13 protein-coding genes are annotated in these 12,853 nt (G+C 42.9%); 7 read left to right on the top strand and 6 right to left on the bottom strand.

The window, feature by feature from the left end:
• Positions 1 to 100: 100 nt before the first annotated feature.
• Positions 101 to 412, top strand: coding sequence for a hypothetical protein (locus BFS30_RS23180; protein WP_069381470.1), 312 nt, complete (start codon positions 101 to 103; stop codon positions 410 to 412).
• A gap of 68 nt (positions 413 to 480) precedes the next feature.
• Here BFS30_RS23180 and BFS30_RS23175 read toward each other — a convergent pair whose 3' ends face one another.
• Positions 481 to 879, bottom strand: coding sequence for a GNAT family N-acetyltransferase (locus BFS30_RS23175; protein WP_069381469.1), 399 nt, complete (start codon positions 877 to 879; stop codon positions 481 to 483).
• Between the two features lie 57 nt (positions 880 to 936).
• On the opposite strand from BFS30_RS23175, the gene BFS30_RS23170 reads away from it, so the two are divergent.
• The 4 genes from BFS30_RS23170 to BFS30_RS23155 all read left to right on the top strand — a co-directional run bounded on the left by BFS30_RS23170 (position 937) and on the right by BFS30_RS23155 (position 4,485).
• Complete coding sequence (locus tag BFS30_RS23170) at positions 937 to 2,463, top strand: PLP-dependent aminotransferase family protein (RefSeq protein ID WP_237028649.1); 1,527 nt, start codon at positions 937 to 939, stop codon at positions 2,461 to 2,463.
• A gap of 35 nt (positions 2,464 to 2,498) precedes the next feature.
• Positions 2,499 to 2,960 carry a hypothetical protein gene (locus BFS30_RS23165; RefSeq protein WP_069381468.1) on the top strand — a complete coding sequence of 154 codons (462 nt, stop codon included), beginning with the start codon at positions 2,499 to 2,501 and terminating at the stop codon, positions 2,958 to 2,960.
• A 138-nt stretch (positions 2,961 to 3,098) separates the two neighbouring features.
• On the top strand, positions 3,099 to 3,899 hold the full coding sequence (locus BFS30_RS23160; RefSeq protein ID WP_069381467.1) for a metallophosphoesterase family protein: 801 nt from the start codon (positions 3,099 to 3,101) through the stop codon (positions 3,897 to 3,899).
• A complete protein-coding gene (locus BFS30_RS23155) occupies positions 3,880 to 4,485 on the top strand; it encodes a hypothetical protein (RefSeq protein WP_237028648.1) in 606 nt (201 codons plus the stop codon). The genes BFS30_RS23160 and BFS30_RS23155 overlap by 20 nt, the downstream gene beginning before the upstream one ends.
• 1 nt (position 4,486) lies before the next feature.
• On the opposite strand, the gene BFS30_RS23150 is transcribed toward BFS30_RS23155, so the two are convergent.
• The 4 genes from BFS30_RS23150 to BFS30_RS23135 are packed head-to-tail and all read right to left on the bottom strand — an operon-like array spanning position 4,487 to position 8,959.
• A complete protein-coding gene (locus BFS30_RS23150; RefSeq protein ID WP_069381465.1) occupies positions 4,487 to 5,998 on the bottom strand; it encodes a helix-hairpin-helix domain-containing protein in 1,512 nt (503 codons plus the stop codon).
• An 8-nt stretch (positions 5,999 to 6,006) separates the two neighbouring features.
• Entirely contained in the window at positions 6,007 to 7,248 is a 1,242-nt protein-coding gene (locus BFS30_RS23145) for a PP2C family serine/threonine-protein phosphatase (RefSeq protein ID WP_069381464.1), read from the bottom strand.
• Positions 7,249 to 7,256: 8 nt separating this feature from the next.
• Positions 7,257 to 8,309, bottom strand: coding sequence for a TerY-C metal binding domain-containing protein (locus BFS30_RS23140; protein WP_069381463.1), 1,053 nt, complete (start codon positions 8,307 to 8,309; stop codon positions 7,257 to 7,259).
• A 14-nt stretch (positions 8,310 to 8,323) separates the two neighbouring features.
• Positions 8,324 to 8,959, bottom strand: a complete 636-nt coding sequence (locus BFS30_RS23135; protein ID WP_069381462.1) for a vWA domain-containing protein — start codon at positions 8,957 to 8,959, stop codon at positions 8,324 to 8,326.
• 216 nt (positions 8,960 to 9,175) lie between these two features.
• On the opposite strand from BFS30_RS23135, the gene BFS30_RS23130 reads away from it, so the two are divergent.
• Positions 9,176 to 11,458, top strand: coding sequence for a PAS domain S-box protein (locus BFS30_RS23130; RefSeq protein WP_167353188.1), 2,283 nt, complete (start codon positions 9,176 to 9,178; stop codon positions 11,456 to 11,458).
• A gap of 6 nt (positions 11,459 to 11,464) precedes the next feature.
• Here BFS30_RS23130 and BFS30_RS23125 read toward each other — a convergent pair whose 3' ends face one another.
• On the bottom strand, positions 11,465 to 12,040 hold the full coding sequence (locus BFS30_RS23125) for a TerD family protein (RefSeq protein ID WP_069381460.1): 576 nt from the start codon (positions 12,038 to 12,040) through the stop codon (positions 11,465 to 11,467).
• An 85-nt stretch (positions 12,041 to 12,125) separates the two neighbouring features.
• Between BFS30_RS23125 and BFS30_RS23120 the strand changes: the two genes are divergently transcribed.
• Positions 12,126 to 12,851 (top strand): class I SAM-dependent methyltransferase, encoded by a 726-nt coding sequence (locus BFS30_RS23120; protein WP_069381459.1) that lies wholly within the window; start codon positions 12,126 to 12,128, stop codon positions 12,849 to 12,851.
• Positions 12,852 to 12,853: the final 2 nt, after the last annotated feature.

Below are 12,853 nucleotides of genomic sequence, written 5' to 3'. Positions count from 1 at the left end.
GCTGTATATCAGGTTTGTGCCAAACTATAATGGTGTTGGCATCATTATTAAACATACCCTAAACGTAATTAACAAGAATAATAACTGAAATACAAAGAATATGAAAAAGATCATTTTATCAGCAGCATTTTTAGCTTTCGCAGGATTAACAGCAGCAAACGCAAGTGAAGTAAAGAGTCCAGTATCGATCACTGTAAAACAAGACAGTGTAACTAAAACTCCGGTTGAATTGAAAGATCTTCCTGAAGCAGTAAAAACTACCCTGCAATCAGAGCCGGTTAAAGCATGGACTCCAACAGCTGCTTTCCTGGTAACGAACGCAGACAAAACTAAATACTACCAGATTGATGTGAAAAAAGAAGCAGAAACTGCTTCCATCAAAATTGGAGAAGATGGTAAAGTGATTCAATAGTCCCTATCTATCAATCAATTAATCAAATGTATGTTTTAAAAAGGGGTCAGAGCAATCTGGCCCTTTTTTTATGTTGTACGTTTAATCATAAATGCATTATTGAGATTGTCCATGCCGATTTTAGGATAGTATTCCATCGCCGTTGGGGCAGATAGCAATAACAACATCGACTCCTCTCCTATACACTCTTTCGTGATTGCAACCAGTTTCCTGCCTATTCCGCTTTTTTGATAATCCAGGTTCACCGCCAGATCAGAAAGATAACAGGAATAACAAAAATCTGTTATTGAACGGGAAATACCGACCAATTTTGCTCCGTCCCAGGCAGTGACAATGAGATTGGAGTTTGCGTACATCTTGCGAATTCTTTCCGGATCATCTGTTGGTCTTTTTAATCCTGAGCTCAGGTACAAATTAATAATTTCGCTGGTGTCCGGACAGCAATCCGTTTTATAAGTAATGTTCATTTCGCGGGGGTTATTTTTGATTGATTTGTTTTTTATTTATTCAAAAATACAGTTCGTATGGACTACCTTTATCGTCCAGATTTAAAAAACAAAGTAGTCCAGATGCTTCCATTTATCACGCTGCTATCTATAGACAAAACGTCTAACCAGCCGGTCTATCTCCAAATTGCGAACAATGTGGTCAATATCATTCGCGAAGGACAGATTAAACCTGGTACTATGCTTCCCGGTACCCGGGAGCTGGCCAGACTGTTAAACATTCACCGGAAAACGGCCATTGCTGCCTATGATGAACTCTATGCACAAAGCTGGATAGAAGTGGTTCCAAGAAAGGGTGCCAGGATAGCGCAAAACCTCCCTGATTTACAGCCACAACGCTGGAATGAACCCAGGTTAAGTTCTTATGGAAACATGTTGGCAGCTCCTTTTTACAGGATAGAAACACATACGAATATACCATCTGGTCCGGTTTTAAGACGGCCTGATTTCATCATTGATGAAGGATATCCGGATTCCCGGCTGGCACCCCTGGATCTTTTAAACAGAGCATACAGGAGCCGCGCAAAGCAAAACACGGTTTGGAAATGGATGCCGGGATCTTTAGCCGGAGGTTCTCCATTGCTCAGGACTGCATTGGTCGGTTACCTGCTGGAAAGTCGGGGCTTAGACATTCAGGACCATCATACGCTGATTACCCACGGTGCGCAGATGAGTATTTATATTGCCGCGAGTTTATTACTAAAGCCCGGAGATGCGGTCATTGTAGCCGATCCCAGCTATTTTCTGGCAAATAAGGTATTTGAAAGCCTCGGTGCCCGTTTGGTTAGAGTTCCGGTGGATGGCTATGGGATGGACATGGATGCGGTAGAACAAGCTTGTAAAAAGAATCAGATCAATGCCCTTTATGTGATTCCGCATCACCATCACCCCACTACGGTAACCTTAAGCCCCGAACGCCGGATGAGGTTACTGGAACTTTCCAGAAGGTTTGACTTTACCATCATAGAAGATGACTATGATTACGAATTTCATTACAATTCAGCCCCTTTCCTACCCCTGGCCAGCAGTCAGCATGACGGGCGGGTAATCTATATCGGTTCATTTTCTAAATCTATCGCCCCATCTGTCAGGGTTGGTTTTATGATTGCTCCTGCAGATTTTATCCGGCAGGCGATTCAACTGCGTATGATGATTGACCTGCGTGGCGATCATATTCTAGAGGATGCATTGGCCGAATTGATCCATAACGGAGATATTGGCCGGTATCTAAAAAAAGCAAATAAAGCCTATTTCGAGAGAAGAGATCATCTTTGCCTGGTACTGGAAACAGAACTAAAGGGAATTGTGGATTTTGATAAACCATCTGGTGGAATGGCGCTCTGGGCACGTTTCAACAAAGATTATCCGCTGATAAGGGTTGCCGATGCCGCTGCTGCGAAAGGATTGCTGATCAGCCGTGGTTTCCGGAATCATGGCAACCTTAGGGATGACAATTCCATTCGTATGGGCTTCGCTTCCCTTGAGATCAATGAAATGAATGCGGCCATAGAAATCCTGACCGGGGTATTAAAACCTAAAATATAATGTAGCTTTGGCTAATTAAACCGAGTGATGCCACGATGATCAATCAACTGACAAAAGGAAAGTATGTTTTTTTCGGTAGCCCCGAACAACAGCAGGGACAGAATGTACTGGTTCCTTATTTTACTGTAAAAGGTTTAAGTATTACTGATGATGAGCAAGGCTTATGTGGTAAAGTTCAGGAGTTTGAGATCAGTCAACTCATTTCCAAAAGATCAGTATATGTAGATAGTGAACGGTCTTTGGAAGCCCATAAATTATATACCTGGCCGGTAAGACTTGGCGATCCGAATGCCTGGGCAGAAAGTAAACGCGTCTTTTTTGAAGATCACCTGATTAACCACCCTATCGAAATTCTTTTCGAATTGGGAGAACAGGAAGTCAGCTGGCAGTACATCAGTCCGGATACTTTTAACCAGGCGATGGAGCAAGTAGCTGTCTCTCTTGAATTTAAGGAAATTAAAGCAACCTTAGGTTTAAAAAGCAAGGTTTCTACCTAGTTTTTCTGTTTCCATTTATGTTTAACAGAATTGTTAAATCAATGCAATTTAACGGTTATAGGAATGCCATATAGCGGTTTTGGCCTTTTTGCAAGCTCCTATTAATCCTAAATTTGATAGAAACATTAATTTCTGTCAATGAGAATATTTATAGTACCGGCGTTGGTTGCAATGATGGGATTGCTGAGTTGTAATAACTTTGAGTATAGTCCCAATCAGGTGTTCGACAAGAATTCCTATAGGGATATTAATGCCGGCAATCTCAAGCGTCTTGGTGATGGAAAAGGTGACGATACCGTTCGTTTTGTATTGAGTGGTGATACCCAGCGCTCCCGCGATGAAACGGTAAGATTTACGAAAAAAGTAAATGACATGCCGGGGATTGACTTTGTGGTCATTGCCGGTGATATTACTGAATTCGGGGTATTACAGGAAATGGAATGGATCAGCAGAAGTTTATCTAAGCTGAATGTTCCTTATGTGGCGGTGATTGGAAACCACGACCTTACTTCTCGTGGCAGAGATGCTTTTATCAATATGTTTGGCCCGCTGAATTATTCTTTCCTCTATGGAGGAGTGAAATTTGTTTGCCACGATACCAACAGCAGGGAACATAAATTTGATGGCAATACGCCTGATATTCCCTGGTTAAAAGCAGAAATGCAGCCTCAGGCTGGTGTCAGTAATTTTGTTGGCATTTCTCATGTCCCTCCAAATTCTCTGGACTTTGACGAAAAGCTGGTTAAAGGATATACTGCTGCTTTTGCAGAGACTCCTGGATTTCTGGCCTCACTGCATGCACATACCCATAATTACGACCTTTTTTATCCGGATGATTCCGGAATCCCTTACCTCACTACGAGCTCCATGGGAAATGAAGAATTTATATTGGCTACCATCATTAATCATAAAATAAGTTTTGAGCGGATACAGTTTTAAAATGGCGTTTGTCGCCCTGTTGCTGATTTCAGGAGCCCTAAAATCCTCAGCACAGGGATTAAAGTTTCTGATTCCTGATAATGCTATTGTGCAGTATGCAGGAAGTATCGGCTATTTTAGCGTAGGTGCGGGTTATGATCTGTTTAAAAACAAAAGAGGAATTCTGGATTTAAATTATGGTTATGTTCCTGCTTCCAAAGGTGGTGAGTTAAATATCGTTACCGCAAAGTTTGCCTACCGGACTTATGAGGTTCAGCTCAAAGACTGGGGGAAATTTTATCCCTTTAATCCAGGATTCTTTCTGAGTTATACGTTCCACCCCGAACTCTCCTATCGTTTCAACAGAAACCGGTACTCTTCTGATTATTACCGCTGGTCTGAGGCGTTAAGACCTCACCTTTCTATTGCAACTGAGCTTGAACTCAATGGAGATAAATTTCTGAAGGGATCAGGAATAAGGGCGGTAAGTTTGTATACGGAGTTTAATACAAACGATTATTACCTGATCAATTATTTTCAGAATACCTCGGAGTTGACTTTGGCTGATATTTTCCAATTGGGCATCGGGTTAAGGTTGAAGTTTTAAATTAATCTGCTCCCACCAGGGTAACCAATGCCAGCCTGCCACCTTCTTCGTTGGAAAATAGAATTTTCTTACCCTGGCTTAGCTCAACAAAGCCACCTATAGGAATATCTGCCTGCTCGGTTACATCCCGTAGTGAAGTCAGCGTTTGATTAACCAGAACCCACTTATCCTGGTGTTTGACAAAGTAACCTGCAGGGGTTTTATGTTGTTCGCTTAATTTTTCATTTCTCACGATATTCCTGTTGACGTGCCATGGGAACAGATACTGATTGGTATAGACCATCAGGCGATGCTGTTCAGGGCGGTATGGCCCATCTGCAGATTTAAAGTAAAAATCAAGCACAGGTAACGTTCCTGAATGGAGTTGTCCGCAGAAAGGGCATTTAGGCTGGGTGGTATTGTCAAATACATACCACTTCTGTTCACATGCCTGGTTGCTGCATGGCTGCAATAGGTCGCTGGTCTTTAACAGGGCCTGCTCCCAGATGTCGGCCGCCGGCCGGGATGCCGGATGATGAAGCCCGGTAATAAAAGCCTGATCGAACAGCTCACGCAGATAAGGGCCGGTAAGGGTGTAGGGCAGTTTATTTACATCTCCCCAGGGTTGCTCCCATTTAGACAATTGGTTGACTTTTGGTCTGTTGCTCAGGTCTGTAGGATGTTCTATAAACAATGCTTTTTCTCCCATGGAAAGCAGGTTGTCGGTTTCAGGATCAAGGTCATGTACTTTTCCGCCCAGTAAGGGGTGGCGGTGTAATAAGTACATATAGATCAGCACAGGCAGCGAATGCAGATCGGTTTCCCTTCTTGGTAGTTTTCTGTTGGGATCTGTTTTGCTGAGGTGCTTGGTGGCCATTACTTCAGGAGCGATAAATTCTGCTGTTCCGATCACTTCGGCCGGAAATAAACCAGGAACTACCAGCCCGTCGAGGTCAATCATACAGGCCGATTTGCTGACCGGATCTACCAAAACATTGTTGTAAGACAGGTCAGAATGCGCCAGTCCCATGGCATGCATCTTTTTTACACCTCTGCACAGGTTAACACATACCTGAAGGTAGCTCATCCAGTTGCCCAGTTCGGAGCCGGCGATTCTTAAAGGAAAATTTGGATTCCTGAATTTAGATCCTGCAAACCATTTTCCGTTTTTTTCAGCACCCTGAATCAGGTCATTCTTCTCATATCCTTTGGAGAAGAAAAATTTAGGCGCATAAATAGGAACCACAATTCCTGTTAATCCGTTCCATTCTATCACATCTGTTGGCCAGCGGTAAACTTCATTGAGGTAATAATCTCCCGCTTCTTTACTACTGATCTGCTGCAGATAATGGCCGGTAATCCTTTTCAGACGTTCTTTTTGATTGTCGTCGAGGCGTTCCCTGAAGATGGCGACAACATATTGCTTGTCTACACTGAAGTAAACATCTTTGAGCCCGCCTTTTTTCGGGTCTCCGTTATCATAATACTGATATCTTTTACGGGTATATGGAGATTCTACGGTTACAACTGCCATTTTTAAAATTAATAAATGATCACCAAAGTCCGGTCGTCATGATTTCCGGTACTCCAGAAATCCATCCAGGAAGAAAGCTGTGTGGCAACATCAGGGTTTTCTTTGACCAGGTCAACCTGATGTCCGTCCGGGTTCTCTCCTTTCAGGTCTGCAATCAGTTGCTTCCAGATCTTTGGCTGTGATAAGTTAAAGGCTGTTTCAAATTTGGCATCGTAAATGCCATCGCTCATCATCATCAGATAAGAAAAATCAGAGACGATGCGGGCAGAAAATCGGGTATGAAAATCCGGTTGCTCCAATATTTCGGGCATGGTCAGGAAACGGGTAGCTCCTCCATATTCGCCGGTATCCAGCCAGTTTAAAACCGAAACTTCTTCTTCATTGCTGCTGATGAGCCCGATCGGACAATCACCAACGCTAAAAGTTAAGATAACCCAGGCATTCTGGAATTGTTTAATCAGGCATAATGCTAATGTTGCATGTAGATCTGCCAGACTAGCGTCAATAGAAATGGCTTTACGGGACAATTCCCCATGTACTTCCAGTGCCGCCGGACTCAACAGCTTTACCGCCAGCTCCTGAAGCTTCTGTTCTAGGGGCTGAGCTATTGGTAACGTAGTACCATTGACTAGTGTTTCCAGCTCATCAAAAGCGCTATCGGAAAGTTGCCGGAAATAGCTGACAGCAGCTTCGCAGGCAATTTTGGAACCCAATCTTGATAAATCAGCACTTCCTGCCCCATCAGATACGGCAATGGTGTGCCAGCCTCGTTTTCCCGCTGTGGCACAGGCATAATGATCCTCTCTGAATTTACCGACATTGGCATGTGCCCTTCCCCGTTTCGAAGCCGCCACAAGGGACTTGCTGCCAAGAGCTTGCTGGCTTAGAAATTCGTCTGGTTTCCACCAGGGGTCATCCCGATCTGTATCTATTGTTTTCCATAAGGAGCGCGGATCGGGATTAATGGCAAAAGGCACTTTCTTTTCCATTGATTCACCGGCAATAATCAGGTTAAAAACCAGTTTAAGGTCTGCGCTAACCAGGGGAATTCCGGTTAAGGTATTACTTTCTGTATCATAAGCTAAACCAGTATGTTCCAGTCCATTTATGTTTGATATAATTACTTCATTCCATTCTGCTGCCGACAAGTCAAGTTCCTGCCGGTAGCTTTTTCCTACTGTGGCATTGGGTAGTACAATACGTTTCTCTTCAAGGCTCTTTTTCCATTGAAATATTTCCCATTTCTCCATTTGTCTGCTTATCCCTGAGTTCTGTTAATGTCAAAACCACCACCGCCTGTTCCATATTGCGCCTTTGTATCGCACCACGGACAGGTACTGTATTCCTCCTCTCCGATACAATGAATTTTACCACAGGAGCAAATGGCAAGCCCGTATTGATTTCCGCAGGAAGGACATGTCGGTGCACCGATCAGCTCTTCACTATTGATTTTGAAAGAATTAACCGATTGATCTGAGAGTTCATAGTAAGAATTGTCTACCTGAAAGGCCCCGTTAAGACGGTAAGCTACCGTTTGCAGGCCCAGATCAGAAAAAGGAGAATCATTCAGTACCTTTTTGTATTTCATCAGGTAAGGTCTTTTGGTATTCTGGCATTTTGCAGCCAGCACCACATAATTGGGATCGATATATTCCTGAGGAATTGTTTTTTTATTCAGGTCAATTTTGCTGATTACTTTATCATCCAGTTTGGCCAGTTCAAAGCCCGAAGCACTGTTGTCTACACTGACGCTGCTGGTTTTAATGGAATCAGTGACCCATTTGAAAAAGGCAGTATACTGCGCGGTATCGCTGTTATTAAACATCAGCACATTCTCGGTCAGTTCAGTAAGCAGGGAAAGATCTGTTTCCTGTCCAAAGGAAATGGCGACTAAATTGGTTGACTTTTGCCAGTTTTGCTTCCATTCCTGAATTGCCGTACGGCTATCGTCTGTAGGTACTCCATCGGTTAGGAGAAAAATGATTGGTTTCCAGTCGCCCTTTTGCTCATGGGTGGTTTTAATGATGTTCGACCTCAGCTCGTACATCAGGTGTCCAAGTCCTTTACTCAGAGAGGTTCCACCCCCGATAGGAAATCTGGGCGGATAAAAGTCTGCGATCTCCTGCAGGGGAACAATTGTTTTGGCCTGGCCGGCAAAGACCAATATCGAAACCCATACGGTTTCAATGGCGTATGGGTCGGCTTTTAAAGCTTTAATAATATTGGCCAGCCCCTCTTCAACGTTTTGAATGGGCTCGCCTATCATGGATTCGGAAATGTCTATAAGAAAATATATAGGAAGTCTTCTCATTTTACGGAATGGGATCAGATGATTAAATGAATTTCAGATGGAGGTGGCGGCAAAGCAATGCTCTCTGTGGTTCCCATGCTCTTATTGCCCTGATCTATGGCATCTGACACCCATTTAAAGAATTGTTTCAAAGTGGTACTGTCGGCAGTATCCAGATGGACAACAGTATCTGTCAATTCCTTTAATATGGAATCATCGGCAAGATGTCCGGCTGCACAGGCCACTATAGAAGCAAAATTCAGGGATTTAATTTTTGGTATCATCTCCCGGTACAACTTTAAGTCTGAAGGTTTACCATCGGTAAACAAAAAGAATAGTGGTCTCCAGTCTGCACTTTGCTCATCCGTGGCTTTTTGTATTTCCTTATCCGCTTTTTCATATAATAACTCCAGGGCCTGTCCCATATGCGTAGGGCCACTTTGTGGACAGAGGATTTCCGGCAACTGAAACTGCACCAGTTCAGTTAATGGAACCAGTTCTTTTACTTCTCTGTCAAAGGTGATGATGCTGATCCATAAAGAGTCCAATGCCTGTGCATCTGTTCTTAAGGTACTCAGCATTCCGTTTAAAGCATTATTCAATGCCTGAATAGGCTCTCCATACATCGACCCGGATGTATCCAGCAAAAAATATACAGGTAATCTTCTCATTCAATTTTTCAAAAGGTAATTAACTAAACTCTTGGGTATCTTCTTAGTCTTATCGATACGATAAAGTTAATGCGTTTTTTACATATAAAATAATTAATTCAGATGAGACAGTTCATTTTCTACTTTAATTAAATACCGTTGAGATAAAAAAAGATGGCCTTATTTTTTTTATTAAAATGGGCAGAATTATGTCTATATTCATCAGGAACGAGCGCTATGAAACAGTCACTAAGAATTCTTCTTCTTGAAGACCCTGAGTACGATCAGGGAGAAATCCTCAGTGCTCTGGATTGTCCGGCGCTTAACCTTAACCTCTTTCGTTCCAATGAGTTAAACGACTGTTTGGCTGCTTTAAGGGATTTTTCTCCTGATCTGGTACTGGCTTCCTTTTCAAAGCCGGAATCCGCTGGTTATCAGGTCTTTTTGTTGCTTAAAAATCTTCCGGATCCGACTGTTTTTATAGGCATCACCAGCATTGAATTTGAACAGGAAAGTATAAAATTGCTGGAAGATGGTGCTGCTGATTGTTTGTTCAGGGACCGGCTCACCCGCCTTCCTTTTGCCATCCGGAGGGCCATGGAAACGAAAAGGTTACAAAAACAGGAAAAAAATGCACTTAACTCTATATTAAAAAAGGGACAGCGTATTGGTCAGCTTTTACAAAACGTACCTTCTGCGGTTGCCCTGCTGACCGGACCGGACCATGTGGTTCAGTTTGCCAATTCATTTTATCAGCAGCTTACCGGGAAAGAAGAAATTGTCAATAAGCCGCTACGCGAAGTGTACACCGGGCCCGAGCATCAGTTTATCATTCAGGTTGCCGATCAGGCCTATAAAAACGGAGAGACATTTATAGACAAGGAGGTCTTCATTGAACTGGAACAAGGCCTGAATGGGGATCCCCTGCTCACTTCCCTGTATATTAATTTCACCATGCAACCTCTGCTGGATGGCCGTGGCGCAGTTGAGAGCCTCTTGATTTTTGGAATCGATGTAACCGAACAGGTGTTGGCACGTAAAGAAACAGAACGCGTATATCAGGAGATTGACAAGCTGTTTGATGCGGTCAATGAAGGGTTTTTCCTGAGGGACATACGAAAGGATAAATACATTCAATTGTCTGTCGGATGTCCTAAAATATATGGTTATACCATTGCTGAATTTGAACAAAATTCAAATTTATGGTATGAGGTCATCCTTGAAGAAGACCGGTACATTGCACATCGGGATAGTGATCTGCTGCTAAAAGGAGAACAGGTTAAAAGTCAGTACCGGATTCTTCATAAGGATAAAGGATTGAGATGGATCGAAGTGAAAGCGGTTCCAACGTTTCTTGACGGGGAATTGATTACTGTTGACGGGGTGGTGAGTGACATTACTTCTCTGAAAATTGCAGATGAGACCCTGAAAAAATCGGAAGCGAACCTGCAGACACTGCTGGACCATACCGACGCGGCTTATATCCTGACCGATCATCAGCTGAAAATCGTTTCCTATAGCCAGAAAGCCAGTGACATTGCCGAATTCAGAGGTTTCCCCAAACCCTTTGAAGGAACACATGTTTTCAATTATTTCGTAGAACAGAAAAGGTCAAAACTGGAGAAAATCGTAGAAGAAGTGCGCAGTGGCAAGACTGTCTTTTACGAAATTAAGGTGACTGAGAAGAACGATGTGGAGAAATGGTACGCGATGAAATGGATCGGTATAAATGATGCCGCACAAAATAACTGGGGTTTCATTCTGTCGATAAGAGACATCACCCGAAGGAAAAAACTTGCCGATCAGCAGAACCAGATTACTTCAGAACTGATCAGAAGAAATAAAGACCTGGAGCAATTTACCTATGTCGTTTCTCATAACTTGCGTGCACCGGTTGCTAATATCATCGGGTTAAGTGAACTGATGCATTCCATGGGACTGGATAAAAGTGGTTCTCCTGAACTGCTGGAAGGACTTCGCACCTCGGTAAGGAACCTGGATACGGTAATTAAAGACCTTAATTACATCCTGCAGTCGAAAAAAGATGCACCTGAGAGTATTAAAGAGCCCGTGGACCTCCGCATATTGGTGGAAGAGATCAAACAAAGTATCAGTCACCTGGTGAAAAAAGAGCAGATGACTTTTGAATACGATATGGAGGTCAGTGAAACCTATACCGTACGTGGTTACATCCACAGCATTTTTTATAACCTGATCTTAAATAGTTTAAAATACCGTTCACCAAACCATCCCCCCTGCCTGATGATTAAAACTTATCAGACCGGAAAATTATTAAACCTGATATTCAAAGACAATGGAAAGGGTATTGATATGGATAAATACGGGAATCAGCTTTTTGGTCTTTACAAGCGTTTCGACACTGATGTGGAAGGCAAAGGAATGGGATTGTTTATGGTGAAAACCCAGATAGAGGACTTAGGAGGAAGCATTCAGGTCCAGAGTGAACCTGAAAAAGGAACGACATTCCACATTGTGCTTCCGATAAATATCCCGGGATAGGAAAAACTATTTAATGATTTCCCCTGTATAATATTTGGCCAGAAAAAACGCCAGGTCTTCTTTGTACCCCCTGCCTGAAGCTTCAAACTTCCAGCTTCCGTTTCTTTTATAAAGGCGGCCGAATTCAATAGCTGTTTCTATAGAGAAATCTTCATCCAGCTCATATTTTGCGACTTCCTCTCCTGTAATATCGTCTACGATTCTGATATAGGAACTCCTCACCTGTCCGAAATTTTGTCTTCTGATGTGTGCGTCATGAATGGTCACTACAAACAAGATTTCCTGAATACGTTCGTCGACCACAGAAAGGTCTACTTTAACGATCTCATCATCACCGGTCGCACTATTTCCGCCTGTAGGATCGTCGCCTGTATGAAATAAGGCCGCATCCGGGGATTTGTCATTTCCATAGAAAACGAAAAACTCTTCCGCCGGAATCATCCGGTTTGTATCCACCATAAATGCGGAGGCATCAAGGTCAAAATCATGTCCTGTTCCTTCATTCGGATCCCATCCCAATCCTACACTGATTTTTGATAAACCAATATTGATTTTTTCGCCTTTTCGTAAGTTAATTGCCATTTTTTATCGTTTGAACGTTTTAAAGTTAGTAGGTTTTGCGGGAATGGCAATTCTATTTTTTTAACTTGGCAAAAATTTGACAAGAGTGAGTACAAAAGACTATTCGGCGAAAGCTACCAATCAGGAAATAGAAAGCAGGTTTGATCAGGATGTTGAACGTTTTTCCAATCTGGATACCGGACAGCTGACTACTCTTGATGCTCCTTTAACTATGGAGTTGTGTACAGAAGCAGCGAAATATGTTGTTCCTGATGCAAAGGAATTACTGGATATCGGATGTGGTGCAGGTAATTATACGCTGAAGATGCTGAGTAAAATCCCTGGACTGAATTGTACTTTAAATGACCTGAGTATGCCGATGCTGGAAAAAGCAAAGGAACGGGTAACTGCGGAAACAACCGGAAAAGTGAGCCTGATCCAGCTGGATATGAGGGAGCTGGAACTGGAAGATGAAAAGTACGACATCATTCTGGCTGCGGCAACACTTCACCACCTTAGAGGAGATGAGGAATGGAAGCAGTTGTTTCATAAACTCTATAAATCGCTAAAACCGGGAGGCTGTTTTTGGATTTCGGATCTGATTACCCATGACTCCCCTTCGCTGAATGACCTTTTTCAACAGCAATATGGCGCCTATCTGGAGAGCCTAGGTGGTCCGGAGTATCGTCAGAAGGTGTTCGATTATATTGAATATGAGGATACGCCCCGTTCCATCAATTATCAGCTTGATCTGTTGAAAGAGGTAGGATTTAAGCAGGTGGAAGTATTGCATAAAAATCTTTGTTTTGCAGCTTTTGGAGGGGTAAAATAAGC

Origin of the sequence: Pedobacter steynii (genome assembly GCF_001721645.1) — a bacterium.
GTDB lineage: Bacteria > Bacteroidota > Bacteroidia > Sphingobacteriales > Sphingobacteriaceae > Pedobacter > Pedobacter steynii_A.
Note: the sequence above shows the minus strand (reverse complement) of the source record. Positions and strands in the feature narration are given on the sequence as shown.

What these genes read in the sequence shown, in the direction of transcription:
- BFS30_RS23160 (WP_069381467.1), top strand. Translation starts at nt 3,099, where the DNA reads ATGAGAATATTTATAGTACCGGCGTTGGTTGCAATGATGGGATTGCTG.
- BFS30_RS23130 (WP_167353188.1), top strand. Translation starts at nt 9,176, where the DNA reads ATGAAACAGTCACTAAGAATTCTTCTTCTTGAAGACCCTGAGTACGAT.
- BFS30_RS23165 (WP_069381468.1), top strand. Translation starts at nt 2,499, where the DNA reads ATGATCAATCAACTGACAAAAGGAAAGTATGTTTTTTTCGGTAGCCCC.
- BFS30_RS23145 (WP_069381464.1), bottom strand. Translation starts at nt 7,248, where the DNA reads ATGGAGAAATGGGAAATATTTCAATGGAAAAAGAGCCTTGAAGAGAAA.
- BFS30_RS23170 (WP_237028649.1), top strand. Translation starts at nt 937, where the DNA reads ATGGACTACCTTTATCGTCCAGATTTAAAAAACAAAGTAGTCCAGATG.
- BFS30_RS23135 (WP_069381462.1), bottom strand. Translation starts at nt 8,959, where the DNA reads ATGAGAAGATTACCTGTATATTTTTTGCTGGATACATCCGGGTCGATG.
- BFS30_RS23140 (WP_069381463.1), bottom strand. Translation starts at nt 8,309, where the DNA reads ATGAGAAGACTTCCTATATATTTTCTTATAGACATTTCCGAATCCATG.
- BFS30_RS23150 (WP_069381465.1), bottom strand. Translation starts at nt 5,998, where the DNA reads ATGGCAGTTGTAACCGTAGAATCTCCATATACCCGTAAAAGATATCAG.
- BFS30_RS23125 (WP_069381460.1), bottom strand. Translation starts at nt 12,040, where the DNA reads ATGGCAATTAACTTACGAAAAGGCGAAAAAATCAATATTGGTTTATCA.
- BFS30_RS23175 (WP_069381469.1), bottom strand. Translation starts at nt 879, where the DNA reads ATGAACATTACTTATAAAACGGATTGCTGTCCGGACACCAGCGAAATT.
- BFS30_RS23180 (WP_069381470.1), top strand. Translation starts at nt 101, where the DNA reads ATGAAAAAGATCATTTTATCAGCAGCATTTTTAGCTTTCGCAGGATTA.